Source organism: Fontivita pretiosa, assembly GCF_050410795.1.
Taxonomy (GTDB): domain Bacteria; phylum Planctomycetota; class Phycisphaerae; order Tepidisphaerales; family Tepidisphaeraceae; genus Fontivita; species Fontivita pretiosa.
In genome coordinates this window covers 4,972,883-4,998,605 of sequence record NZ_CP191258.1, presented here as the reverse complement: position 1 = coordinate 4,998,605, position 25,723 = coordinate 4,972,883, and the positions used below count along the sequence as shown (strand labels likewise).

The following is a 25,723-nucleotide window of genomic DNA, read 5'->3' as shown; positions in this document are numbered from 1 at the left end:
TATCGGAGAATCCTAATGGTCCCGGACCAGACTGGCAACCTGATCAACAGACATTCTGGCCCCAGCCATCAATCGAAGACAGCCTGCCGCGTCAGTTTTTGATCCAGCCGCAACTTTCGGCCAGTGTGACTATCCTATACTCGTGGCAATGAGACCCTCCAGATTCGTCCGCCCACCGGGACTTGTCCTCCTTATTCTTCTGAGCCTCTGCCTGGCGGCGCAGCAGCCTTCGCAAGTGACCTGGCCGGTGGATCAGCCGCGCGCAACAGTCCGGGCGACGCTGAACTTCACGGCGCTTCAGCCCGGGCAGCAGGCGGTCATCGCTGTGGTGCTCGATGTCGCCCCCGGGTTTCATGCTCAGTCCCATACCCCGCTCGATCCAAACCTCATCGCCTTTGAAGTGAAGCTCGATCCCAATGACCACATCCAGGTCTATTCTCCGGTGTATCCGTCGGGGCAGGTGCATGAGTATCCGGCTCTTGGAAAGGTCAGCGTCTACGACGGCCGGACGATCACATACATCCCGATCGAGGTGAAGTCGGACGCGCCGCCGGGAACACTCATGCTCAGCGGCAAGGCCACATACCAGATCTGCGACGATCAGGCGTGTTATCCGCCGGAGGACGCGCCCTTCGCCATCCAGACCGAGATCGTGCCCCCCGGCCAGCCGCTGCACGCCAACCAGCCGGAACTTTTCAGCGGGTTTGATCCGACCACGTTCGTCAGGTCTGTGCCGCAAAGGTCGCACGAGCCGGTGGGCAGACTCTTCGGGCTGGAGCTGCGCAGCGATGCATACCTGCTGGCCTTTGCCGGGGCGCTGGTCGTCGGCGTGATCTTCAACGTCATGCCCTGCGTGCTGCCGATCGTGCCGTTGAAGGCGATGGGCTTCTATCAGGCGGCACAGCAGAACCGCGCCCGGTCGCTGGCGCTGGGGGCGGTCTTCTCGATGGGGATCATCGCTACCTTCGGCGTGCTGGCGATCTTCGTTGTCGTGCTGCGCGTCTTTGCCTGGGGAGAATTGTTCGGCAACCCCTATTTCGCCGGCTTCATCGTCATGCTGCTGCTGATCATGGCCATGGGCACATTCGGGCTGTTCAGTGTGCTTCTGCCCAGGAAGGTCTACATGATCGAGGCCTCCCACGAAACTTTCCTGGGCAATTTCCTGTTTGGCATCCTCACGGCGGTGCTGTCCACGCCATGTACCTTCGGCATGTTCCTGGTGCTTCTGGTCTGGGCGGCAAACCAGCCCGCCGTCATCGGCACGGCTCTGGTCATGACCGTCGGGTTGGGGATGGCCCTGCCATATCTGATCCTGGCGGCCTTCCCACAGCTTGCCCGACGCATCCCGCGCTCCGGTCCCTGGGCCGAGATCGTCAAACAGATGATGGCCTTTTTGCTTCTGGCCAGTGCCGTCTACTTCGGCCGGCGCTTCCTGCCCGAGCCACTTCGGCAGCAGGGGTTCTGGTGGGTTCTGTTCGCGGTCATCGCGGCGGCGGGGCTTTTCCTGATCATCCGCACCATCCAGCTCATGCCCCGCGCCCTGCCCATCGCCATCTCCTTCGCCATCGCGACACTGCTGGTCGCTCCGGCACTGGCCGTCACCCTCCGCCTCACCTACGTCCCGGTCAACTGGGTCAAATACACCCCCAATGCCCTGCAACAGGCCCTGGATTCCCGACAACCCGTCCTGATCAAATTCACCGCCGACTGGTGCGGTAACTGCCAGGCAATCGAGGCCACCGTCTATACCGACCAGCGCACCGTGGAGGCGATCAAACAGTATCGCGTGATCGCACTCAAGGCCGATCTGACTGATCGCGGCGCGCCGGGCTGGCAACTGCTTCGCTCACTGCATCCCGTCGGCGCCATCCCCTTCACCGCGATCTATCTCCCAGGGCAGGCTCAGCCGTACAAGCTGGCGGGCATCTACACCACCGATGAGCTGCTCAGTGTGCTTGAGCAATCGAGCCAGGATTCTGCATCCGCGACCGATCCATCGTCAGCTCCCAGCACGCTCCCGACTGCTCGTGCCTTACCAGCACCTGCGGAAACTGCACCTGCACGCTGAACGCATCGCCTTCGGTGGGAAAGCCAGTCAATGCAGCAGGCGCAGACTCGCGTCCGGGGAAACGCTGTTTCCACAGGCGCTGCTGCCAGTCGCGATACGCCTTGAGCGCCTCGGGATCAGCAGGGCTGGCCCGCCACACGAAGTCCTCGCCCCGCCGAGTCATCGCCTGGATGCGGATATCCTGCACGACGCGTTGGTTGACGATGCCGACCAGGAAGATGAACCAGCGCTGCTGCGTGTCGGCCGGGTCGATCGGGCGATACGCCAGCAGCAATCCCCTGGCATCCTGTGACGCGCGAGGATCATCCTGCCCCAGCACCGAGAACGTGCGACGGGCCTGCGGCCAGGTGACTTCGCGGAGCACCGTCGGATCGCCCCGGCCTCGCTCGTTAACGTACTGCACGACGGATGCGCGCCACTTGGGATATGTCACAGGTGAGGCGCAGCCCGCCAGGATGCACACAGACAACATGACGAGCATCAGGATCCGGCAGTGCGATGCGGTCAGTGAACGGCAAAGTCTTGAGTGCGACGACGCTTGTATCAGCATGCCGGAACGCCCCTGCTCAGTTGTACCCCCTGCCGCCGCCATCGCCTCGATTCTGACCGTTCTGTCGCCTGACAAGCTGTGCCGCAAGACTACGGTGCCCGGCGAGCTGCGCCTCGTCCAGCGGCGTGCGTCTGGAGGCGTTGGCGCGAGTCGCAAGGCCCGCCCCGCGCGACACCAGCTCCACCGCCACCTGATCGTGCCCGTATCGACAGGCCAGATGCAGCGGTGTATTTCCCGCGGCGTCGGCGATCGCCGGATCGGCCCCGCCTTGCAGCAGTGCCAGCACCACCCGTGCATCGCCCAGCCGGGCCGCATCATGCAGCGGCGCACGACCGAAGTCATCGACGACATTGGCGACGGCGCCTCCCGACAGCAGCGCGTTGACAGCGTCGAGCTGTCGTGACGCGCACGCCACATGCAGCGGCGTGGCCCCGAAACTGTCCCGCGCCGCGCAGTCGCCCCCCCTGCCCGCCATCGCCGCGATCAGCTCCGCAGCGCCGCAGCGTGCGGCATAGTGCATCGGCGATTGCCCGTCGATGTCCCTGGCGTTGGGATTAGCCCCCCGCTCCAGCAGCATCGCCCCCGCCCGCGAATCCGGGAGCATCGCCGCCCAGTGCAGCGGCGTGCGACCCAGCGCGTCGGCGGCATCGACCTTCGCGCCGGCGTCCAGCAGCATCTGCATGATCTTCGGGTATTCCACGGCGCGGTGCAGCGGCGTGTTGCCCCGGTCGTTGGCGCGGTTCACGTCGGCCCCGCGGGCGATCAGCAGCTTCACGAGCTGCTCACGCCCGTCCTGAACCGCCATGTGCAGCGCCGTGTCGCCCCAGTTGCTGTTGAACGACTCGTCAGAGCGGACAGGCTCGTTGACATCCACACCGCTGTTGAGCAGTTGCTCCACCGCCTTGGTGTCATCAAACGCCACCGCCCGGTGCAGCGCCGTGCGCCCCACGCGATCGCGCTGCGCCGGATCCTTCGGCGGCTCAAACAGGATCCGCGAGACCAGCAGAAGCTCCTCCTCTTTGCCGGCGTGCCCGTAATCCACCCCCCAGTACGTGCGCAACTGCCGCGACTGCTCGGCCCACCACGCCTGGGAGCGGCGGTTGCCCCAGCGGTCGCGATGCTGCTCCAGCACTCCCTCGGCATTCTCACGGATCAACCGGGTAAAGCCGTCGCGCATCGTCGGCAGATACAGGCTGGGGTTCAGCGACTCATCAGCATGATCCGAGATGAACCACCAGAAAAAGTCCGAGTCCGGGCGAACGTGCGGCGCGATTCGCCAGTAATCCCCGTCGCGCACCAGCATCGGCGGGCGAATCTGCCCCTTGAGCATCTGCGGCTCGGTCAGGTTGCGATAAAAGACCAGCCCCAGGTAGTTGATGGCCATGTCGGCATTGGAATACGCCCCAGCCGTCCAGAAGCCCAGCAGAGCGCTTTCGCCGCGGATGGGGTCGTTTCTGCCGATGTCGATGGCGCGTTGCACGGCGCGGTCTTCGCTTTCGCCACGGGTCCGGGCGGCGTGAAAGGCGTTGTAGTAGTGCATGCCCATGTCGGTGAAATGCCCGATCTTGTCCGTGCCAAGCTGCACCCCAAACACCTTCAGCGAGGCGCAGTTCCACGCCCGCATCGGATTCAGCGGAAACGCAATGTACTTGGCCAGACTGGGCGGCGGCTTGTAGGCCGGCAGCATGCCCGGGTAGCGTGCGCGGACGCGTGGTGAGGTAAGCTGCCCGTCCAGTCCTTCGATCAGCACGATCGCATATGGAAATTCACGGTTGACGGCGCGGGTGACTTCATCGGCCGACTGGAGCCGGGCCAGCGCCTGGCCCTTCGTGCCGGACTGGATCGCGGCGCGGATGCGGGCGTTGGTCTTGCTTACCCCCCGTTCGATGGCATTGTAGAAATAACGGGTAAAGTAATCGCCCAGGTCGGCAAGCTCACGATCCGGCGCCAGGGTGTACTGGTCGGTTTCGTGTGCCCCAGCCGCCGGACACAGCATCACCGCCGCCGCAACCACCAGCACCGCTGGCCACATCGCCCACGAATGGTGTTGCAGATTACGCATCCTGACCTCCCGGCCCCTTAGTTGATTCTGACTCGTTCTCCGGAAGTTGCCAATTGATTCCTTAACTGGTTTTTAACAGCAAATCGCCTTGGCGTTGACGGGCAAAATGAGTAGTTTTGCGGCCCGGGCGAAGGGGCGAAGAGCACCAACGCCGCGCAAAAAGTTATAGGACCAACCGCAGGGTTGCCGACATAACACAACAGCGGGCGCGCGCGATGCAGACGGGCGACGGGGCCTACCGCTTGGCGCTCCCGGAACATCTGGCTCGACGTGTGGAGTTGTCGTTCATGGACCACTACGCCCGCCTGGCGCGCGCCGCGGTCGCCGCAATGACGTTGTTCCTGTGCTGGTTGTCCGCCGGCGGCTGTGCCCGGCAGAATAACGCCATGCGGGCCACGTTTTGGCCTGCTGAGCTCTCCACGCCACCAGCCCCGGCGCCGCCGACCGTCCAAGCGGCGATCAGCAGCGCGCCAACTCTTCCGGCGTCGCCGGGCGAGCTGCGGGTCATGAGCTTCAACCTGCGAGTCAAGACAATCCTGGATTCACTGGGCAACAGTTGGAACAGCCGCAAGGAGCTGCTCGTCAGCACCATCCGCCAGTTCGATCCCGATCTGCTGGGAACTCAGGAGGGACTGGCCACGCAGATCGATTACCTGTCGCGCGAGCTTGACGACTACGACTGGGTCGGCGCCGGACGCAACGACGGAAACCGCGGCGGCGAGATGTGCGCGATCTTCTATCGCAAATCGCGGTTTCAACTGCTGGACAGCGGGCACTTCTGGCTCAGCGACACGCCTTCGGTTCCCGGATCCAAGAGCTGGGGAAGCGCCTGGCCGCGAATGGTCACGTGGGTGAAGCTGCGCCCTCGCGGACGCGGCCCGGCGGGCGGCGAGTTCTGCATGTTCAATACCCACTTCGATGTCTTCGGCGCCCGCGCCCGAGTCGAATCCGCCAGGCTGCTGCGAGCGAAGATGCGCCTGATCGCCGGCAACCTGCCCTGCATCATCACCGGCGATTTCAACGACCAGCCCGGATCAGAACCGTACCAGACGCTGTTGGCCGACGATGGCAAGAGTGCCAGGCTGACGGATGTGTACCGTGCAGCCAATCCCCGACCCCGGCCCGACGGCGAAGGAACACGCCACAAGTTCAAAGGCGCCACCGACGGTCCCCGCATCGACTGGATCCTCACCAGCGGCGGCTTCCAGCCCACCCAGGCGCAGATTCTCCACGCCAACCGGGACGGCAAGTTTCCGTCGGATCACTTTCCGGTGGTGGCGGTGTTGCGTCCTGCCGCAGCCGGCCCCACGCATGTGGCGCGGATCGAGTGATCGCGCTGCGCTGGTCGGCGTGCTCAGCTTGAAAAGCGTATTCAGCTCTTCTTCGATGCGAAGTCGCGCATGAACTGTGCAAGCGCCTGGCATCCCTCCAGGGGCATGGCGTTGTAGATGCTGGCGCGGATGCCGCCCACCGTGCGGTATCCTTTCAACGCCACCATCCCGTTTTTCGCCGCTGTCTTGACGAACTCCTCGGTCAGCTCCTCGCTGGGCAGCCGAAACGTCACGTTCATGTGCGAACGCTGTTCCCTGTTGCTGACCGTGCCGCGGTAAAAGCCGTTGCTTTCGTCGATGGCACTGTAGATCAGCCCCGCCTTCTGCGCGTTGAGCTTCTCCATGGCCGCCAGTCCCCCGCGCGACTGCAACCACCGGAACGTCTCCAGCAGCACGTACACCCCGAACGTCGGAGGGGTGTTGATCATGCTCTTGTTCTCGGCCATGTCCTTGAAGCTCCAGAGCCTGCTGGGAGTCTTGCGCTGGCGGGGGTACAGGTCCTTGCGAACCAGCACCAGCACCACGCCCGCAGGGCCGAGATTCTTCTGAGCCCCCGCGTACACCAGGGCACAATCCTTCACCGGATGCGGACGCGACATGAACTCGCTGCTGGCATCGACGATCAGATTCCGGTGGCTGGGCCATTGCGGCAGCCGATGCCCATGCACCGTCTCGTTCGAGCAGACGTGAAAGTAGTCGGCGTCGGATGAGAGCTTCCATTCGCTCGGCGGCGGAGAGTGGTCGAAATTGCTCGACTCGCTCGTGGCCACGATGTTGACCTTGCCGATCTCTTTGGCCAGCGTGGCCGCCTTCTTGCTCCACTCTCCGCCAACCAGGTAGTCGGCGCTTGTGTGCAGAAAGTTCATCGGGATGACCGTGAACAGTTGCGTGGCGCCGCCCTGCATGAACAGCACGTCGTGCGTGTCGCCCAGATCGAGCAGTTCCTTGCAGCGACGGATCGCCTCATCCATCACGGCCTCGAATTCCTTGCCGCGGTGGCTGCATTCGGCGATGCCAAAGCCCTTGCCCTGGTAATCGAGCAGTGCGGCGGCGGACTTCTCGAGCACTTCCGTCGGCAACATCGCCGGACCGGCGCTGAAGTTGTAAATGCGGTGAGACATCGGCTTGGTTCCTGTTTATCGCGATACGAGCCATCCCCATCCGCTACGCGCAGGCACAGCGGATGGGCAGCATGATAGGAGACGAACGCCCGGCAGAAAAGCCCCTGGCCCTTGTCAAGACGCAAGGCGACGCTGCCGCGATCTCAATCCAGCGGCGCAATGCCGTCCGGGGTCACCAGCAGAAGCCGATCCGTGATCGGGTGCGGCATCTGCCGGTAATCCTTGGCGATCTGATCGCGCAGGCGATCCACCGTCTGCGGGTCGCTGCGGAAGCACAGCAGGATGTCACGGTTGGGAATCCCCGCGGCGAATGGACTGCCCAGATGCTCGCGCAGCCGTGAATTGAGCGTCGGCAGCAGCAGCCGGCTGGCGTCGAAGCCGTCCATCGTCTGGAACAGAATCAGATTGATCTTGCCGCTCTCGTCCTGCGCCGCGTGGGCGGCGATGGCCTGGCTTCGCTCCACCAGGTTCTCGATCGCCTTCTCATGCAAATCGTCCAGCGAGATGTTCCACCGCTGGAACGCCACGCGCGGGATGTACCACAGCGAACGCTCGCTATCCACCGCGTAGGCCACCACCAGCCCCGCCACCAGTGGCTGCGTGATCATCATCTCGGCATTGGGGTCGGTGGCATCCTCTCGCAGAATCACCGGCAGGATGCGATCGGACAGTTCCTCGAAGCTGGCCTTCAGGTCCGGCGTGCCCTCGGAGGCGCGAACCATCTCCAGCATCCACTGCTCGATGTACTGGTTCATCTGTGCCGGCTGGAGCAGAGCGCTGCGGTAAAGATTCTCCAGCGATGCCACCTGCCCATTGATCTTCAGCGAGAATGGCTGTTCCGCCCGCGCCACCTTCGCCGCCGGGAATTTCCCGCGCACGATTTCAATGACCTGCTGGACGAACTGTTCTCGGCTGGGTTGTGCCATTCAGCCCAACTATAGCGCGCCAGCCAATTCATTGCCACAGGGTTGCGGATTGCATCCACTGTCGCAACGTATATAACTCCCGTCCTGCCGACAGAAAGGACGTTTTTCGGGAATGGGCGAATCGATTCGGGTGGGGATCATCGGTGCGGGCTGGCCGGGCGGGGCACACGCGCGCGGCTACCAGGCCGCCGGGGGGTTCAAGGTCGTGGCCGTCGCCGATCTGATTCCGCAGCGTCGCAAGGCGCTGGCTTCGCAGACCGGCGCGAGCAGGGAATACGCCGACGCCACGGAGCTGCTCAAGGACCCGGATCTGGATGCAGTAAGCGTGTGTCTGCCCAACGCGCTGCACGCGCCGGTGGTGATCGCGGCGCTTCGCGCCGGCAAGCACGTCGTCTGCGAGAAGCCCCCCGCCACCAGTGCCAGGCAGGCCCGGCAGATGCAGGCCGCCGCCGCCAGGGCTGGGAAGGTGTTGCTGTACAGCATGCAGCGGCGATTCGGCGGCGCCGAGCAGGCGGCCCGGCAGGCGATCGCCAAAGGCTACGCCGGCGAGGTCTTCCACGCCCGCGCCGCCTGGATGCGCACTCGCGGCCTGCCCATCGGCACCGCCGGATGGTTCCCCAACAAGGCCCAGTCCGGTGGCGGAGCACTGATCGATATCGGCATCCACATGCTGGATCTGGCCTGGCATCTACTGGGACAGCCCCGACCCCTCAGTGCCTTCGGGGTTGCGTATCAGAAGTTTGGCGAGCTTGCGCCGCCCGACGTCACCATGGACGTCGAGGATTCCGCCTTCGCGTTGCTGCGATTCGATGGTGGCAAGACAATCGAACTGTCGGCAAGCTGGGCGATCAACCAGCCGCCACAGCAGCAGGGCACGATCTGCCGGGTCTACGCCGACAGGGCCGCCCTTGATGTTTATACTCCCGAGGGCGCTGTGCTCTACCGCAATTTCAATGCTCAGGGGCAGGCCAAGCCCACGCCGCTCAAACCGCCCAAGGTCACCGGCCACGTGCTGCTGATGCGGCATTTCAAGGACTGCGTGCAGGGAAAAGCCCAGCCGCTGATCGGTCCGCAGGAAGGCGTCATCTTGATGCAGATGGTGGAAGCGATCTATCAGAGCGCCAGCAGCGGCAAGAGCGTGGCCATCAAGGGTTGATCCGCTGCGCCGTCGCACACAACGCAATTGGTGAGGCTAACCCTCCCCGCCACCAAGCTCACGACCCTGGAACAGCAGCATCCCAACCGCCAGCGCGAACGTCGCGTAGGCGACTCCATACAAGCCCGCGATCCCCACGTATCGCCAGATCTCGCCCACGGTCACGGCGTTGACGTCTTCGGCGAACATGGTTCCGGCCAGGGCAATGCGGCTGTAGATCGTCCTGGTCTTCAGGTCAAAGACCTCCAGAAACGGCAGCAGGTTGGCGATGGCATACGCCAGGCCCTTCCACACGATCGAGCGGTTGGCCCACAACGGTTCGCTTCCGGGTCCGAAGATGGGAAACAGAAAGCGCGTGAGGTTCCCGGCGATGTAGACGAGGATGACGGTCGGGAGATTGACCACCAGCGACACGCGCGTCGAGATCGCCACGCTCACCGCAGCAAGGACGCCGATCTGAAACCAGGCCAGCACCAGGCTCGGGACCAGGCCGGCGATGTGCATCGCGCGGTATTCCCAGAGCTGCCGGATTTCGCGTTCGTCAATGCTGCGGGCGTTGATCATGTAGTCGGTGGGGATTCGCCACCAGGTGCACAGGCAGAGCACGAATCCCAGCGTCGCCACGGCCAGCGCCGCGGCCAGGATGATCCCCACATACTTGCCGACCAGCACCTGCCAGCGGCGAAGCGGCTTGCTCATCAGCGTGAGCATGGTGCGGTCTTCGATCTCTTCGTAGATCGATTTGCTGGTGGCGAACAGCGTGGCGATGAGCACCAGCAGCAGGATCACGTCAAGCCCGACCGACTTGAACATGACCGTATCCTCGCCCAACGTGAAAAACGGCAGCGCCGCGAAAACGAACAGGATCGCCGCGCCCAGCGCCAGCAGCAGCGAGTAGATCGGCTGCACGACCGATTCCAGGAACGTGTGACGGATGATGACGAAGGTGCGGTACATTGGCGGCATGCGATTTTGGGTTTGCCGATGAGGAAATGCAAGCCAGCGGCAATCTGAGACAGGTCTTCGATGGTGCTCCCCTGTGTTGGGTGGGACCAGCAACGCCAGCGGCATGCCTGAGTCAGTCGTGCTTGTCGGACCGATCCGGAGCGTCGCCAGCCGCGTGGTGGGTATCGGCGGTCTTGGATTGCTCGCCTGTGGCAGGCGCCGGCGCGACCACGACGGTTTCGGCCGCCACGTCACCGAATCGTTGCCGCAGCGGCGAAATCAGCACCAGAACCAGGGGAAACAGCAGCAGCGCATCGACCAGGCGAAGCAGGTTTCGCACCGCCAGGGCGCCGGCCCCCGGCGGCGATCCATCAAGCCTGACGACGCGCAGCCCGCACAGCCGCTTGCCGATCGTCCAGCCCCACACCAGCTCGGCAAAACCGGTGTAGAAGATGTATATGGCGATGGCGATCTGAAACGGCACCTGCATCTGCTGACGAATGGATTCGTAGTCCGCGGCCACGTCGGCGGGTTCGACCTTCATGGCGGCGATGAGGATCGTTCCAATGACCGGCACAGCATCGATGGTTCCGGCCAGCAGCCGCAGCCCCTGCGGCGCCAGTCGCCACCCCGCCGCCGCCAGCGCCTCTTTGGGCGCCACCGCGCCATGGCCCCGGGCATCCTCTTCATCCGAATCATCGAGCTGCGGGAGCCTGGCGGAGCCCCGCCGGGGTCGCCGGGCTGTCACTCCACCTCGCTGCCGCAGCGAGGTCAGCAGCACCAGCATGACCATCGCCACGGCGATGGCACTGAACCATTCGAAGTTGCGCCCCTCAGGCTGTCCTGCCGGCGACGGAATCTCCAGCCGATCTCGAAAGCCGCCGTTGGTCAGATAGGTCAGCTCTACAAGTTTCCCGCTGCCGGTGGCGGGCAGGACCAACACGCGCAGGCTTCCGCCGGCGACCGTTGCCACCCGAGGTTGTGAGGCGGATGCGACATCCGCCCAGTCGCCGGCACGCTCGTGGGGCAGAGCAAGCGCAATTGGCCCTGACCACGACGTGCCGCCGTCGCTGGTGAAGATCGCGTCGCTGACCAGCGCGCCGTTCGATTCGGATATCCACAGCAGCGGGCGATCACGGTCGTTGAGCAGATCCATCCTCGCCACGCCGCTGCCGCAGTTGACCTGTCCGGCCGACTCCCAGCCCTGCGCCTGCTCATTCCAGCGAAAGACAGGCACTGCCGCACTGCCTGCCCATACCGCCAACATCGGCGCGCGATTCACAACGGTCAGCCGCAGGAGGCGGGCTGACTGCGCCTCGGCGGGCAGCGGGCCACGCACAACCCAATTGCCCTGCTCCAGCCGGTAAAGCCGCAGCGCGCCGGCGCCCGGTTGCGAGGCCACGGGACTGGGCCCGGCGACGGCAGGGGCCATGTTTGCTGGTCCGGAAGTGCCGGCTGAAGGCGGCTGCGTTGCGCTGTTCGGCGCCCAAGCCATTGCCCAGAGCTGCTCGTCGCCTCCGGCCAGCAACACGAGTCTGGCGCCGTCTTCGGGCCTTGGGCCGGTTGAGCTGCCACCTTCCCACAGCAGCATCCAGTCGCCGCTTTCCAGCAGAGCGGCAAGCTGTGTGCCGCGGCCGGTCATCGAAACCACCCGCGCCGGGAGCTGCGCGATCCGCCGCCACCTGCCGTCGCCCCCGATCGGGCGCGACTGAATGATCGTCTGAAACGAGCCCTGGGGCGTCTGCTCCACCCGCGCGATCCAGTACATCTGCGACGAGCCGTGAGCCAGCACTTCCCTCTCCGCCGCCCAGGCGGACAACGCGCCGCCCAGCAGCCACACGATCCCAAGAAAACACGCAAGAAGCGGAAAGTCCCCGGGGCCGGCTTGGACTCTGCTGTCTGAGATGATGCTATTGGCCGGGCGGTTGTTCATCGATCGCCACGATGCGCGACACGCCGGCGCGGTCGCCGGCGGGGAAGGTGAAACTTCGCTGGTTTGGAGCATTGTTGCGCTTCAGGGCCAGGTCGTCCAATTCTATCGTCATCCTTGATCCGGAGTCCGGGAAATAAAGCTCATAGCGCGACGCGACCTTCGGCCAGTCGTCGCGCGGCGCACCCTCGACTTCGACGGGGCGATGTTTCGAGAGATACGCCCGCAGCACGACGCGCCCGTGTTCGTCGAACAACAGCACCAGCCGCGGCAGCAGCGTCGCTCGATCGTACCACACTTCCTTCTGCGCCACCCAGCGGTCATGCAGCGGGACATTCCACACCAGCATGTACGCGTCGGCGTCGTTGTTGAAACGCATCACCGGCACCGGCGGCTGAAGAAAATTCGTGTTGATCGGCTGCACGCCCAGCACTTCCAGCACCAGGTCCGGCCGGATCGGAATCCGCCTGGCATCGACCCTGTCCAGGTTCTGGTAGGTTCCCCACCACATCGTGTCGGTTTCGCCGCGAACGATCACCCAGTAGCGCTCGTCGTTGGACCCGATCTCGAAGATCTGCCCGGCGATATCCTTCTTGCCGATCAGCCGCATCGACCGCGGCCGGCTGTACAGAAGCGTGACCTCGCCGTTGATGAAGCGCGGCTTTTGGTCCGCCGATTCAGCAATCCACGCCTCGAAGGAGCCTGCTCCGCGCAGCGTCGCAACTTTTTCCGCATTGGCGTTGACTTTCTCCACCACGCTGCGCAGCGGTTCGGTCGGACCGGTATACCGCGCCGCGCGCTGCTTCGGCGGGGTTCGACAGCCGAGCAGGTAACCACAGATGAGCACCGATAAACAAAGGTGAAGACCGAGAGAGAAAGTGGTTGCTGCGGGTCTGACGCACGTTCGAGCCTCCGCATCAAGCCAGCAGGCCCGGTTCTCCAATATCGCTCGATCCGTGTTCATCCGCCTTTGTCTGAAGTCAGAGTTCCTCGTTCAGGATCTGGCCGAGCTGCTGGCTCACCTCCATCACCTGCTGCTCATTCAGCCGCGGGTTCACCAGGTCAAGCTGATCCTCGCGGCCCTTGAAGCGCACTGTCCAGATCTCCACTCCATTCTCCACTCGCGAGCTCTCGTAGATGATCATCCGCTTTCGCATGAGGATCAGCCCAAGCACGAAGCGGAAATTCAGCTTGGCCGGCTCGCTTGCGCCGGCCAGGCGCTCGAATAAGTCGCACAGCACCTGGTCGTCCACAAACAGCCTTTTGCTGGTCTGCTGCGGCGAAGGCATCACCGTCTGCCAGAACGCCAGCACGTCCCTTCGATCGAACGTGGGCCAGGCCTGCATCGAGATATCCAGTCGCTCGAATCCCGCGGGTGTCTCGCGCAGGGCGGCCATGAACTTCGTGCCCGGCTCGATGGTGTTGCCGGTGACAAAGCATTTGCCCTGCGGGCGCGCAACCTCATAGCCCGCGCTGCCGCCGCGCCTGCCTGCTGTCGCTTCATGTTTCATCTCTTCACGTTTCACGATCCCTACCGTCACTTCACAACGAAAAAGCGCTGATCGGTTCCGTCCTGCCCGACCAGGAACCGCACGGACCGGCCACAACGTGGGCATCGGCCGACATACGCGGTTCCCGCGGCGTTGCGGTAGATCCGACAATACACGCCACAGCACGCGAAGTGAACGCTCAGGAACGGACGGGATGGACGCGAGCTGGCCGCTGTGTCATTGCCGTCGATTAAAGTCAGATCGAGCTTGTAGTCGCGCGGATCCCTGGGCATCATGCCTGCCCCTGTCTGGCCCAGATGCGCGAAACAACATCGCGCACCAGCAGGACGCAGTCGGCGATCTGCCTGATGGCGGCCTGCTCAAAGCTCCTGCGTTCGTTGGGGTCGGCCACATCCTGGAGGTTGGCGCGGATGTTGCACGCGGCGCACCGCACCGTGGCCATGGACAGTTCCGCGCATACCGCCAGATCCGACAGCAGATGTTTATTGACGCGTTCGACGAGCCGGTCGCACAGCCCCAGCACCGCCGCCGCGGTGGCGCCGACCGCCTGCGGCACGCGGATGCACGCCAGCAGCGCCGCGTCGAACGTGGCGGCACGATCGGGGTCGTTCGGGGGCAGCTTTCGCGCCGCCGAAAGCGCCTCGTACGCCGCCTGATCCTCAACCATCAATTCCAGCAGGATGTGGCGGGCGCGGGACAGTTCCGTCAGGGCCTCGGCCAGTTGATCCTGATGTTCCGCCAGGTCCTTCTTGCCGATGCTGTAGTTGACGACCATTTCGCCCATGGAAGCCGCCAGCGCGGCGGCCAGTGCCGCGACGCTGCCCCCGCCGGGGGTCGGCTGCTTCGCCGCCGTCGCCGCCAGGAACGAATCGATTGTCTGTGTCTTGTCGTAGATGGCCATCGCCGGATGCCTCCCTGGCAGACGATGCGGTGAAACAGACCTCTCTGTCGCCGCCGGCGTTACCGATCAGCCGCATCATGGGCCGTTTCTCGCGGCGCCAGCTCCACGGGCGGAAAGTCACGGTATACCCGCACGCCCGGCGATTGCTTCACAAGCTCAGGTTTGGGCGTGCTGACCGTAATGACGCACTGGCTCAACCGCTGCCGCGCGATCTGCCGAACCTGCTCGATATTCACGGCGTCAATCCGCTCGGCGAAACGCTCGTGATAGTCATACCCCAGCCCGTACAGTTCATCCAGAGCCGCGGTCTGTGCCTGCTGAGCCGGCGTTTCATTCTCCATCGCCTCGCCGGTCTTGATGAGCTGCCTGGATCGTTCAAACCAGTCGGGGCGAATGTCCTGCGGCGTGCCCTGACAGCGGGCAATGTTCTGGAGGATCAGATCGATCACGTCATTGACCTTGTCCGGGTCGCAGCCGGCCCCGACGAAGAACGTGCCGGGCAAAGACGCATCGCGCCCCGGGAAATTCAGCGCGTGCACGTCGTACACCAGCCCACGTCCGCGGAGGATCTCGAAAAGGTATCCGGTCGGATATCCGTAACCGCTGGTGATCGTGTCGATGACTGTCAGCGCGAAAAACGCCGGCTCGCCGATCACAAGGTCCGACTTGAAGCCGATGATGATGCCGGCAATGGGCTGCTGGGTTTTCTGAACCTCGACTCTCGTGACATTCACTGAAGGCTCTGGGGCGGAATCTGCGGCATGTTCCGCGCGATTCGCCACGGATGGCGGCTTGGGCACCGTACCCGGCCCGGGCGCACTCGCACGCGCCAGATTCGCACGCGCCAGCGCGCTGGCCGTCTCCAGATCCACGTTCCCGAATATCGCCAGCACCTTGCGGCTGGGGCGAATTCTCGTCTGATACCACTGCTGCAACTGCTGTCGCGTGGCGGATTGCACGACCTCGGCTCGTCCCACCGGCAGGAACTGATACGGCGAGTTCATCGGCCCGAAGTACTGCTGCCGGAAAAAGCGCATCGCCTGGTGGTACCAGTCGGCGTCCTGGCTCTGAATATCCGCCAGGATCCGTTGTTTAACCGCCGGCAGCTCCGACTCCGGAAACGTCGGGTTGTTCACGATGTCGGCGAAGACCTCCATCACCTTCGGCAAATCCTGACTCAGGCAGGTGGTCTGCCAGCTCCAGGTGTTATTGTTGCAGGCAGTGTTGATGCTGCTGCCGATCGAGTCGAAGAACGACGCGATCTGCGCCGCGGTTCGCGATTCGGTGCCGCGCGGCAGCATCTGCATGGCCAGATTCCCCAGGCCGTTGGTCTGCGCGTCTTCCACCGTCAGGCCGCCCAGCGCGTACATCTGCACTTCCACCAGGGGTGTGGTCATGAACCGCTTGTGCAGCAGGATCAGCCCGCCGTCCAGTTCGACACGAGTGATTTTGTCAGATGCATTCGCCGCCCGCTCCGATGGCTGGGTCGTCCCGGCCGCCTGCCGCAGCAGTTCTTCCGCCGCGGGCAGGCCCCGCGCGCCGGCCGCTTCGGCAGGGATCAGCGCCGTGGTCAGCAGCCGGCCCGCATCCAGATAGCGACGTGCCACCTCCTGAAGCTGCGATGCCGTCACCGCCTGGATACGTTCCACGTAGCGATCCTGAAAGTGCGGATCGCCGGTGCTGATCCAATCCGTCGCCAGCGCGGCGGCGATCTGCTCGGACTTCTGCATCTCCCGCACACGCTGCATCCGCACCTGCGCCTTGGCCCGGCTGATGCGATCCGGCTCGATCGGCGAGGCCTTGAGCCGTTCAAGCTGCTCCAGCACAGCGGATTTCACCGCTTCGATCATCTGTGCATCGGTCTCAACGTAGATCGAGAAGCTTCCGTCCACAAAGCCGGGTGTGTAGCTGCCGACGGATACCGCACTCACCAGCTTCCGCCGATCGCGCAGCTCCTGAACCAGAATCGAGCTCTCGCCGGTGCCCAGGATCGTGGCCAGCAGATCCAGCGCGTACAGGTCCGGATGATCCAGCCGGATGGTGGGAAACGACAGGTCGAGCCTGGCCTGACCCAGGTCCGGGAAGCTCGCCACGACCGTTCGCGGCGCCAACACCGCCGGCTCGGCGGGGATGTCATGATCGAACACGTGCCCTGCCGACACCTGGCCAAACTGTGCCTGCACCGCCGACAGCATCGCCGCCGGCTCCAGATCCCCCGCCACCGAAACCACCATGTTGTTCGGCTGATACGCCAGCCGGTAATAGTTGTAAACGTCGTCGCGGGACAGCCGCTGGATAACCTGCTGATATCCGATCACCGGCACGCGCGCGGGGCTTATGTGATAGCGGTTGGCCTGCACCAGCTTCCACATCACGCTGTCCGGCTGGCCGCGGTTCATCTCCAACTCGCGCTGCACGACCTGATGCTCGCGCGCAAACTCCGCGGGAGTGATTCTGGCGCCTAACACCCAGCCGGCGACAAGATCCAGCGCCTTGTCCAGATGCTCAGCGGTCGTGTTGATGAAGTAGCAGGTGTGATCATATGTGGTATAGGCATTGGAATTGTTGCCGATCGCCTGGAGCAGGTCGCGGTTTTCCGCTTCTCCACGGCGATCGTTGCTGCCGCCGGCCACCAGATGCTCCAGCAGGTGGCTGACGCCCCCGCCCAGCCACCGGCCCTCGTAGATCCCGCCGGTCCTGACATACACGCGCACCGAAGTCACCGGCGAGCTGACCCGCTTCACAATCACCGTCAGCCCGTTTTCCAGCACCGAAATGACTTCGTCGGGAGCTGAAACGATCCGGTAGGATTCAGCGCCGCCGTCGCCGGGACGCGTCGTCGCCTCTGCCGTGGCGCTCTGGGCGCTACACTCGATGACCGAGCACAGCGCAGACAGCCAGAAGCAGAGGATGCACGCGAATGCGCGACGCGCACCGTCGCGACCGTCAACATTCACCTTCATGCTTCATCCTTCTGCCTTCATCCTTTTGCTCAAAGCACTTCCTCGTCGTGCTCGATCTCGTTCAGGTAGGTCAATGCCCGCTCCAGCTCGCTCTTGAGGTGCCTGACGCGCAACAGGCTCTTCACTCGCGTCAGCAGCTCGAACTTGTTCACCGGCTTGCTGACGAAATCGTCCGTGCCGCACTCGCTGGCCTGCTCGATGTCCCCCAGTTCGTTCAGCGCCGTGACCATCAAAATCTGGATGTCGCGGGTCCTGGGGTCGCTCTTGAGCTTGCGGCAAACCTGAAATCCGCTCATCCGCGGCATCATGATGTCCAGCAGGATCAGGTCCGGGTTGTGTTGTTGCACCTTCTCCAGCGCTTCGATTCCATCCGAGGCGGTGATGATTTTCACCGGCAGCGATTCCAGGAACGCCTGGAGCAGCTCCACGTTCTGAGGGTTGTCGTCCACGATCATCACCGTGGACTGCGGGAGAAACGACTCGTGGTTCGGGTTGGCCGCGGGATTGTCCTGGGGGGTCATGGTTCTACTCCGGCCTGGGCTCGCGGCGGCAGGAGGCTGGCGGGCAACAACGGCTCCAACTGTCGCAGAAGCTGTGCATCCTGGGCATTGTGCGAACTGCGCAATCGCTGCACCAGGCGGCGAAGATCATCGGGGCGGTCTACGTCGTCCCACGCATCCGCCACCGCCACGCGGTAGCCAAGCTCCCGCGCCCGTGCCAGCGTTTGTGCCTGCTCACGACCGCTGGACCATTCTACATGAACCAGCAGCGATTCGGCATCCACCGATTCGCCAAGCCCCAACGTCCAATAACCTCCATCGGCGCACGGACCTGTCACCACATCATTGTCATGCACCAGCGCGATGGCGCGGCGGATGAACTCGATCGGCACGTCGGGGCTGTCAACACCGAGAAACACTGCACGCCGCGACCCCAGACGCCGATACGCATCGGCCAGGCGCTGGCCAAGGTTGCCGTCCGACTGGGCCATCAGTCCGATCCGCGCGCCCAGCAGCTCGCGCATCGCCGCCAAAGCGCCGGGCGGATCGAAACTGACGATCAGTTCCGCCTCCGGGCACAATCCATGCAGCCGACCAAGCACATGACACACAAACGCCCGATGCACGCCCGCCGCCTGCTCGGCCGACAGCGCCGGCATCAGCCGCGTCTTGACCTTCCCCGCGACGGGCAGTTTCGTCATCACCACGAGCATTCGCGCCGATCGTATGAGGGGGTCTGATCCTACTGCGCCAGCGCCGCTTCCAGTTCCGCCGGACTCAACCGGTAGCGCGCCACTTCCCGGCCATCGATCAGCACCACCGGCACTTCGATCTGGTATTTGGCAAAGTCCTCCGGATCATCCAGAATGTTGCGCACTTCCAGCTCAAAGTCCCGCTTCTTGCGCGCCCGCGCGATGACCTGCTCCACCGCCTCGCAAAGGTGGCAGCCCGGTTTGGTATACAGCGTCACTCGCTTCATGCGGTTCCGATCAATCGACTCAGGAACTGCCGGCTCTTTACCGCCGCCGATTGTGGATCGGCCACGTGCGTGTAAAGCTCCACCGTCAGGAAACGATTATACCCGATCCTCCGCAGCGCGTCGCGGACGCCCGGCCAATCGAGCGTGCCCTCGCCGGGGATCAGGTGATAGTGCTTGCGACCGGGGATGTCTTCAACGTGAAGGTTCCAGATGCGCCCGGCCAGCAGCTCGATGGCCTGCGGTATCGACTCGCCAATCACCTGGCTGTGCCCGATGTCCAGGTTCGCGCCGAAGCACGGATGATCCAGCCTCCGGATCCACTCGTGCAGCTCTGCGACATACTCCAGAAACAGTCCCGGCTCGCATTCGATGCCCACCTTGATGTTGAGCTGTTGGGCACGATCGAGAATCGGTTTGATCGACTCGGCAAACTGCCTGGCCGCGGCGTCCGGCGGCATCCCGCCCAGCATGCGCCCGCTGGTGATGCTGATGTTCGACGCCCCGATGTCCCTGGCGAATTCAAGCGTCTTGAGAATCAGCTCGATTCGGTCCTGCCGGTGCCTGGGATTCGGGCTGATGAGGCTCGGCTCAAAATACGGCTCCGGCGGCGCGTCTTTCCAGTAGCCGAAGGTGCAATTGGCGTTGACATTGCTGACCGCCAGGTTCAGCCGTTGCAGCTCCCGATGCAGCGATGCGGCATCAACCGTGCCCGGATACGCGTGCGGCACATCCGCAAGGATCTCCACACCCTCAAATCCCGCCTCGGCGATGCCGCGCAGTGCCTCGAACAAGCCGAACCGCGTATACGCATTGGTGGAAAACGCCAGCTTCATGTGCTGCGCTATCGTAATCGCCAGCGACGCAAAGACGAAGCGACACGTATTCGATCAGATCACTCGATCACATTGCCCGCCGCCGCATCACACGAGCCGCTGTTTTGGCGCGGGCTGGGATCGAGGCTCATTTGGTGGCTGCACAGCTCACGTGGTGCCGGCCCTTTTGATGCCCAGCGATTTCATTCGCGAACGCAGCGTGGAAGGGTTGATCCCCAGCTTCGCCGCCGCACCGCTCTCGCCGGCGATGCTCCAGTTGCTTTGTTCCAGCGCCGCCAGGATGTTCTGCCGTTCAAGCTGCTGCATCTCCTGAACCGTTCGCACCTGCGGCGGCACGGTTGCCGGTTGCGACGAAGGCGCCGCGACCGCCGCCACTCCCGTCGATTCGGGCAACGCGCGATCCAGGTTCAGCGACCCGTCCACCGACGTGATCAAACCACGCTCGATTACGTTTTCCAGCTCGCGCACATTCCCCGGCCAGGAGTATGCCCGCAGACGTCCGATGCATCGCTCGCTCAGCAGCGGCGCCGCGCGTCCCATGCGCCGCGCGAATCGCTGGGCAAAATCGCGCGCCAGCGGCTCGATGTCGTCCGGTCGCTCGCGCAACGGCGGGATTCGGATCGGAAAGACGTTCAGCCGATAGAACAGGTCCTGGCGAAACGCGCCGTCGCTGGCCGCACGCGAAAGGTCGCGATTCGTCGCCGCGATCACCCGCACGTCCACCCGCCGCGTCTGCGAGCTTCCCACCGGCTCGAACTCCCCCTCCTGAAGCACGCGCAACAGCTTGGCCTGAAGGTCCAGCGGCAGCTCGCCAATCTCGTCGAGAAACAGCGTCCCCCCGTCGGCCAGGGCAAAGCGCCCGTCGCGGCGCTGCGTGGCCCCGGTGAACGCGCCTTTTTCGTGCCCGAAGAACTCGCTTTCGATCAGCGCTGCCGGGATCGCGGCGCAGTTCACCTTGATCAGCGGCTTGTCTCGCCGCTGGCTGCCACCGTGGATGGCGCGGGCGACAAGCTCCTTGCCCGTTCCCGTCTCGCCCATGACCAGCACGGTTGCGTCGGTGCGCGCCACCTGCTCGATGTCCTTGAGCACCTGTCGAATCGCCCCGCTTCGTCCAAGGATCTGATTGAAATTGCCAAGGTCACGGATCTGTTCTTCAAGATACTGCGCCTGCGCCTTCAACGACCGGATGCGCCGCTCGGCCTCCACACGCTCGCCCACGTCCCGCAGGATGATCATCCGCGACGGCCGGCCATGCATCTCGTAGCGCGAGATGGTTGCCTCGGCGGCGAAGATCTCGCCATCGAATCGCCGCGCCTGAATCGACCCCGGCACGTGCAGCGCGCCCCACCCATCTCCGGCGCGCTCGATCTGCGAGGACAGCTCCACCAGCATTCGGCTGCCCGCGTTGGTCATGATCTGGTCGATGGGCCTGCCGATGAGCTGGCTCACCGGACAGCGGAAGATGCGTTCTGCCGCCGCGTTCGCGACAGCAATGCGACCGTCATCGTCCAGGTCGATGATCGCATCCATCGCGCTGTTGATCAGGCGAGAGAGCTTTTCCTCGCGATCGCGCAGCGCCTGCTCGGCGCACAGCCGCCGAACCTCCGCCGACGCCCTCGCCGCGAAGATCCGGAAGATTGCCAGACCGCGCGGCTCCTGCGGCATCGGCCGGGTGTCCAGCACCGCCAGGTGCCCCAGGACCTTCTGCTGCTGGGCATCCATCAGCGGCACGCCCATGTAACTGACCGCACCCGTCAATCGAACGTCATCGTCCAGCGGGAAGACCTCGAAGATCTTGTCCGGGTAGTGAACCAGGCGGCGCTCGGTAACAACGATCTCGCACGGCGTGCCGTCGATCAGCGTCTCGTACCCCTCGACCCACTGCCCGCCCATGTAAAACGCCAGCCCGCGAAGTTTTCGCTGCTCCGGGATGAACTCCGTGACCCATGCCCCGTATGTCCCCAGTGCCGCGGCAAGGTTCTTCACCAGCGCGCGAAAAAAGTCCTGCCCCGTTTCCGCGACAGTCCCCTCGACAATCGCGCGCAGCGCAGCCTGCTCGTCGATCGCCTCGCGGGTCGCCCCAGTGTCCGGATTGTGCGACGATTCGCTGGCCATGCGCGCCGTCCTTCCCGGCAGCACACTCTTACACCCCGCGTCAGCAATGGCAGTCGCCAGCGGCTGTTCTATCGTCGCTGCGCCGGCGATTTCAAGCACCAACCACGCCAAATCGATTGTGGCATGAGGAGTGGTGCCGGCTTGGAAAGCGACCTCACGTCATGACGGCCTCTGCATCCGCCGGGGCATCGAACTGCCGGGCGTACTGCTGAATCATCTGTTGGAGTCTTTCCGGCGGCTGAAGGGCATAGAACAGCTCGCGATCGAACAGGATCCGCTCTTCCTTTTCCCGCTGCTGGGCTTCCAGCAGCCGCTGCTGCCACCGTTGCAGTGCGCCGCTGGCGCGCGCCGCGGCCGCCAGCTCGCTGTGCATCTGGTAGTACTTCTGGGCGCGCTCGCGCGATCGCCGCGGCAATGCCTCAATCTGCGCCACCAACTCCCGCTTGCGCTGGCCCAGCACACTGTGCCGCAGGCGGTGCAGCTCCTGTTTTACGCACGGCAGGCACACCCGTTGCCTTCCCAGCGCCGCGGGAAAGTACATCGTCGCCGTTGTCACAGAAAAATGCGGAGGCTCAAGCCCATAGTGCCAGGCGATCAATCGATCCGTCACCTGATCGTACTGACCTCCGCCGATGCCGTGCACGAACTGGTCCACCATCATCAGACGCACAAACGTCGTCAGGGTCAGCGCCCGCGGCGAGATCCGGTGTCGCGCCATGCTCAGCCACCGCTGCAACCGCCCCGACGCTTCCCATCCATCCACCGCCTTTTCAAATACGAACTGCTCTCCACCCACCAGCTCCAGCACCCATCCGCGATCGCTGCGAAACACGCTTGGCCTGCTGCGCCGGCCCGAGTGAAGATCATCCAGCCAGAACGGCGCCTCGACCGCATCCGGCCCGACGAACAAGTCAGGCATCGGTCGCATCTTCGAGCTGATCCCGTGCTCGGCGCGATAGGCCCCCAGCGCGTGGTTGTAATGCGAGGCCGCCACGTCCGCGTTGGCCAGCAGATCGTGCACGAAGACCAGGAACACGTCGCTGCTCCAGACAGGCCCGGCCAGCAGCACGTGGTGCCGCAGCCCCAGTTGCCAGTCCAGCTCGTGCGTGGCGGTACACAGCGCCGCCGGAAGGTTCAGCGATTCCATCGCCAGCCGTCGCAGCGACGACAGCACCCTCGGCAGCACTGGCGAAAAATCCCATCCGCGGGAGGCATGCTCAAACTGCGAGGCAATGTAGTTCAGATGCTGCGGCGTCGGCGGCGCCAGCAGCCCGCTCCAGGCCGCAGACGTGATCCGCGGATCATCGGTAATGGGAATCGATTCCCCCGGCGGCCAGCGCAGGTTCAGATGCTTGGGCGCGTCGGTATCCACCGCCAGGTGCACCGCCCGGCCCTGAAGCCTGGCCGCCGCCGCGCTGATCAGCGCATTCTTCGCCCAGACCCCTGGATGGTACAGCTCGGTTTGATGCCCCGTGCCCAGCAAGGGCTGATCGTCCGGCTGACCGATCAATTGTCGCATCCGCCGCCGAAGCTGCGGCAGCGGAATCCCCTGGATCCGCACCGATTCGGCGTCGGACAGCCGCTGCTGGTTCTGAAGCGTCTGCGCCAGAATCTGATCCGGCGGCGGCCAGATGATCATCTGCCCATCCGCCGAAGGTGCTTTCCAGTCCGGGTAGTGCCGAGAGAACCGTTCCATGACTGCTGCGAACTGCCCAGGCTGCTGACAGATGGGACTTCAGTCGTGACAACAACACGTGCAGACATCCGCTGGGCCAGCCTCCGGAGGCTCGACGCTCGCCTCGGGCGTCTTCGCCACCGTCGGCGGTCGCCATTTCATCTCGCGATTCAGCACCTCCAGATAGTGTGCCAGGCGACGGGATGCGTCGTCCAGCATGCCCCCGAAGTGCCGCGTCGGATCGTTGTAGATCAGCCTCACCGGAATCTCCGTGATCCGAAGGTTCATCGCTGCCGCCCGCGGCCAGAACTGCATCGGAAACGCGTACCCAGGCTCGTCAAGCTTCAACTGCATCATCGCGCTGACGCGATGCGCCTTGAATCCGCAGAACGCGTCGGTGATGCCGAAGCTGAACAGCCCGTTGAGCACACTCGTGATCGTCGCGTTGATCGCCCGCCGATCGCCCGGCGGAAGATCATCGTCCTTCCGCGGATGCAGATACCGCGAGCCACTGATCACGTCCCAGCGGTCGGTCAGAATCTTGTGCACAAACCGGGGAATCATCTCCGGCTCGTGCTGCTCATCGCAGTCCATCGTGATCACCCAGTCGTATCCGTGCGCATCGGCATAATGAAACGCGTCGATAATGCTCTGCCCATAGCCGCGGTTGGCCGGATGACGCAGCAGTTGAATGCTGCCTGCCGCGGCCAGGTCCGCAAGCAATGGCCCGGTGCCGTCCGTGCTGCCGTCATCCACCACCAGAATCTGGTCATGGTAGCGCCGGACCTTGGCCAGCACCGATCGGACATATTTCAGCTCGTTGAAGATGGGTATCGCGACAAGCAATCGCACGCGGTGGCGCTCCTTGTTTCTCCGGGCGGCCGAGATTCCGTCGGGCCCGCAAGACAACTGTTCCAACAAGAATCGTTCCCGTTTCCGCTCCGCCAAAAGTCCGCGGCGGCCGACGCCGATGCTGATCGTAGAACCGGCCCGGCAGGCGGTCAACCGCCGGCGCGGCGTCGCGATGCCGGTGCGCAGCGGTGGACAGGGTCTGCGCCGCCGACGGGTACCAACCAGGCGGCAACGTTGACCCGGCGCGCCGCGGACTTTACATTTCGCCCCGTAAGGCGGTTGAACGACATGAGCCGACTCAACAATCGCACCGCAATCTTCGCATCGATGGTCTTGTGCGCGGCGCTGGCGGGTTGCACCTCCGCCAGCCGGCAGCAGACCGCGGGTCTGAAGGGAATCGACGAGTACGTACGTGGCGTGCAGCTCTATCGGAGCGGCGATCACGACGCCGCCATCGTCGCCCTGGAAAACGCCGTCGCCGCCAACCCCGAGCTGCGCATGGCTCATAGCATTCTTGGCGACGCCTATCGCGCCAAGGGAGATTACCAGCGGGCGTCGGTTCACTTCGAGGCCGCCACGCGACTGGATCCCTACACACCCGCCAACCACTATAACCTGGGCGTGTCGTATCAGTTTCTCAACAGGCTTCAGGACGCCGCCGCCGCCTATTTGCGCGCACTTCAGCTCAATCCCCAGGACGTGCGATCGAACATGAATCTGGGGCTGGTTTACATGGCTCTGGGACAGATCGATGACGCGGTGACGTATCTGGAACGCGCCACACGACTGGATCCGAACAGCGCTGCGGCCTGGTCCAACCTCGGTGTTGCACTGGATGCCCGCGGCAGCACCGTGCTGGCCGAATCCACCTACCGAAAGGCGCTGGAGCTGGATTCGGACAATTCGGTGACCCTGCAGAACCTGGCCGCCAATCTGATCAGTCAGGGCAAAGGCCCGGAAGCTTTGAGCATCATGGAGCAGGTGGTGGCGCGTCACGACACGCCTTCAGCGCGCAAGCGTTACGGCGACGCGCTGGCGCTGGTGAAGCGCTATGATGAGGCCATGCGCCAGTACGATGCCGCCTTGCAGGCCGACCCGAGGTACTTGCCGGCGATCAACGAAAAGGCCTTCGTGCTCATCCGACAGTACACCGACGGTTTGCAACTGGACGACGCGCAGCGGCAGCAGGCTCTGGAACTGTGGCGCAGGAGTCTTCGGCTCAACCCCAATCAGCCGCGAGTGGCCGAGGCGCTGCGCAAGTGGGAAAAGCCCGGGCTGTTCGGCTCCTGAAAAGGGGTCGGGAGT

Annotated in this window: 20 protein-coding genes; 4 read left to right on the top strand and 16 right to left on the bottom strand. The window is 64.0% G+C overall.

Going from position 1 to position 25,723, the window contains the following annotated elements; genetic code table 11:
- Positions 1-148 precede the first annotated feature (148 nt).
- Positions 149-2,068, top strand: coding sequence for a protein-disulfide reductase DsbD family protein (locus tag ACQS5P_RS20220; RefSeq protein ID WP_428938430.1), 1,920 nt, complete (start codon positions 149-151; stop codon positions 2,066-2,068).
- A gap of 566 nt (positions 2,069-2,634) precedes the next feature.
- Here ACQS5P_RS20220 and ACQS5P_RS20215 read toward each other — a convergent pair.
- The gene (locus ACQS5P_RS20215) at positions 2,635-4,680 is read right to left on the bottom strand and encodes an ankyrin repeat domain-containing protein (protein WP_428938429.1); all 2,046 of its coding nucleotides are present in this window, start codon (positions 4,678-4,680) and stop codon (positions 2,635-2,637) included.
- A gap of 287 nt (positions 4,681-4,967) precedes the next feature.
- Between ACQS5P_RS20215 and ACQS5P_RS20210 the strand changes: the two genes are divergently transcribed.
- Complete coding sequence (locus tag ACQS5P_RS20210) at positions 4,968-6,011, top strand: endonuclease/exonuclease/phosphatase family protein (protein ID WP_428938428.1); 1,044 nt, start codon at positions 4,968-4,970, stop codon at positions 6,009-6,011.
- A 41-nt stretch (positions 6,012-6,052) separates the two neighbouring features.
- On the opposite strand, the gene serC is transcribed toward ACQS5P_RS20210, so the two are convergent.
- A complete protein-coding gene (gene serC / locus ACQS5P_RS20205) occupies positions 6,053-7,132 on the bottom strand; it encodes a 3-phosphoserine/phosphohydroxythreonine transaminase (RefSeq protein ID WP_428938427.1) in 1,080 nt (359 codons plus the stop codon).
- A 143-nt stretch (positions 7,133-7,275) separates the two neighbouring features.
- The gene (locus ACQS5P_RS20200) at positions 7,276-8,058 is read right to left on the bottom strand and encodes a DUF1444 family protein (protein ID WP_428938426.1); all 783 of its coding nucleotides are present in this window, start codon (positions 8,056-8,058) and stop codon (positions 7,276-7,278) included.
- A 112-nt stretch (positions 8,059-8,170) separates the two neighbouring features.
- Between ACQS5P_RS20200 and ACQS5P_RS20195 the strand changes: the two genes are divergently transcribed.
- Positions 8,171-9,214 carry a Gfo/Idh/MocA family protein gene (locus ACQS5P_RS20195; RefSeq protein WP_428938425.1) on the top strand — a complete coding sequence of 348 codons (1,044 nt, stop codon included), beginning with the start codon at positions 8,171-8,173 and terminating at the stop codon, positions 9,212-9,214.
- A 36-nt stretch (positions 9,215-9,250) separates the two neighbouring features.
- Here the strand turns inward: ACQS5P_RS20195 and ACQS5P_RS20190 are convergent, their stop codons facing one another.
- From ACQS5P_RS20190 to ACQS5P_RS20130, 13 genes are all read right to left on the bottom strand, one after another.
- The gene (locus ACQS5P_RS20190; RefSeq protein ID WP_428938424.1) at positions 9,251-10,171 is read right to left on the bottom strand and encodes an ABC transporter permease subunit; all 921 of its coding nucleotides are present in this window, start codon (positions 10,169-10,171) and stop codon (positions 9,251-9,253) included.
- A 121-nt stretch (positions 10,172-10,292) separates the two neighbouring features.
- Complete coding sequence (locus ACQS5P_RS20185) at positions 10,293-12,092, bottom strand: RDD family protein (RefSeq protein ID WP_428938423.1); 1,800 nt, start codon at positions 12,090-12,092, stop codon at positions 10,293-10,295.
- Positions 12,070-12,936: a hypothetical protein gene (locus ACQS5P_RS20180; RefSeq protein WP_428938422.1), complete on the bottom strand. Its 867-nt coding sequence runs from the start codon at positions 12,934-12,936 to the stop codon at positions 12,070-12,072. Before ACQS5P_RS20180 ends, ACQS5P_RS20185 begins: the two co-directional genes overlap by 23 nt.
- Positions 12,937-13,069: 133 nt before the next feature.
- On the bottom strand, positions 13,070-13,615 hold the full coding sequence (locus ACQS5P_RS20175) for a hypothetical protein (RefSeq protein WP_428938421.1): 546 nt from the start codon (positions 13,613-13,615) through the stop codon (positions 13,070-13,072).
- A gap of 256 nt (positions 13,616-13,871) precedes the next feature.
- Positions 13,872-14,501 (bottom strand): cyclodeaminase/cyclohydrolase family protein, encoded by a 630-nt coding sequence (locus ACQS5P_RS20170; protein WP_428938420.1) that lies wholly within the window; start codon positions 14,499-14,501, stop codon positions 13,872-13,874.
- Between the two features lie 59 nt (positions 14,502-14,560).
- Positions 14,561-17,464, bottom strand: coding sequence for a M16 family metallopeptidase (locus ACQS5P_RS20165; RefSeq protein ID WP_428938419.1), 2,904 nt, complete (start codon positions 17,462-17,464; stop codon positions 14,561-14,563).
- Between the two features lie 29 nt (positions 17,465-17,493).
- On the bottom strand, positions 17,494-17,985 hold the full coding sequence (locus ACQS5P_RS20160) for a response regulator (RefSeq protein ID WP_428938418.1): 492 nt from the start codon (positions 17,983-17,985) through the stop codon (positions 17,494-17,496).
- Complete coding sequence (locus ACQS5P_RS20155) at positions 17,982-18,677, bottom strand: TIGR04282 family arsenosugar biosynthesis glycosyltransferase (protein ID WP_428938417.1); 696 nt, start codon at positions 18,675-18,677, stop codon at positions 17,982-17,984. The genes ACQS5P_RS20160 and ACQS5P_RS20155 overlap by 4 nt, the downstream gene beginning before the upstream one ends.
- 29 nt (positions 18,678-18,706) lie before the next feature.
- Complete coding sequence (locus ACQS5P_RS20150; protein WP_428938416.1) at positions 18,707-18,943, bottom strand: glutaredoxin family protein; 237 nt, start codon at positions 18,941-18,943, stop codon at positions 18,707-18,709.
- A complete protein-coding gene (locus ACQS5P_RS20145; protein WP_428938415.1) occupies positions 18,940-19,776 on the bottom strand; it encodes a sugar phosphate isomerase/epimerase family protein in 837 nt (278 codons plus the stop codon). Before ACQS5P_RS20145 ends, ACQS5P_RS20150 begins: the two co-directional genes overlap by 4 nt.
- A gap of 147 nt (positions 19,777-19,923) precedes the next feature.
- Positions 19,924-21,891: a sigma-54 interaction domain-containing protein gene (locus tag ACQS5P_RS20140; RefSeq protein ID WP_428938414.1), complete on the bottom strand. Its 1,968-nt coding sequence runs from the start codon at positions 21,889-21,891 to the stop codon at positions 19,924-19,926.
- A 154-nt stretch (positions 21,892-22,045) separates the two neighbouring features.
- Entirely contained in the window at positions 22,046-23,587 is a 1,542-nt protein-coding gene (locus ACQS5P_RS20135; protein WP_428938413.1) for a hypothetical protein, read from the bottom strand.
- 39 nt (positions 23,588-23,626) lie between these two features.
- The gene (locus tag ACQS5P_RS20130) at positions 23,627-24,418 is read right to left on the bottom strand and encodes a glycosyltransferase family 2 protein (protein ID WP_428938412.1); all 792 of its coding nucleotides are present in this window, start codon (positions 24,416-24,418) and stop codon (positions 23,627-23,629) included.
- A 288-nt stretch (positions 24,419-24,706) separates the two neighbouring features.
- Between ACQS5P_RS20130 and ACQS5P_RS20125 the strand changes: the two genes are divergently transcribed.
- Entirely contained in the window at positions 24,707-25,708 is a 1,002-nt protein-coding gene (locus ACQS5P_RS20125) for a tetratricopeptide repeat protein (protein ID WP_428938411.1), read from the top strand.
- Positions 25,709-25,723 lie beyond the last annotated feature (15 nt).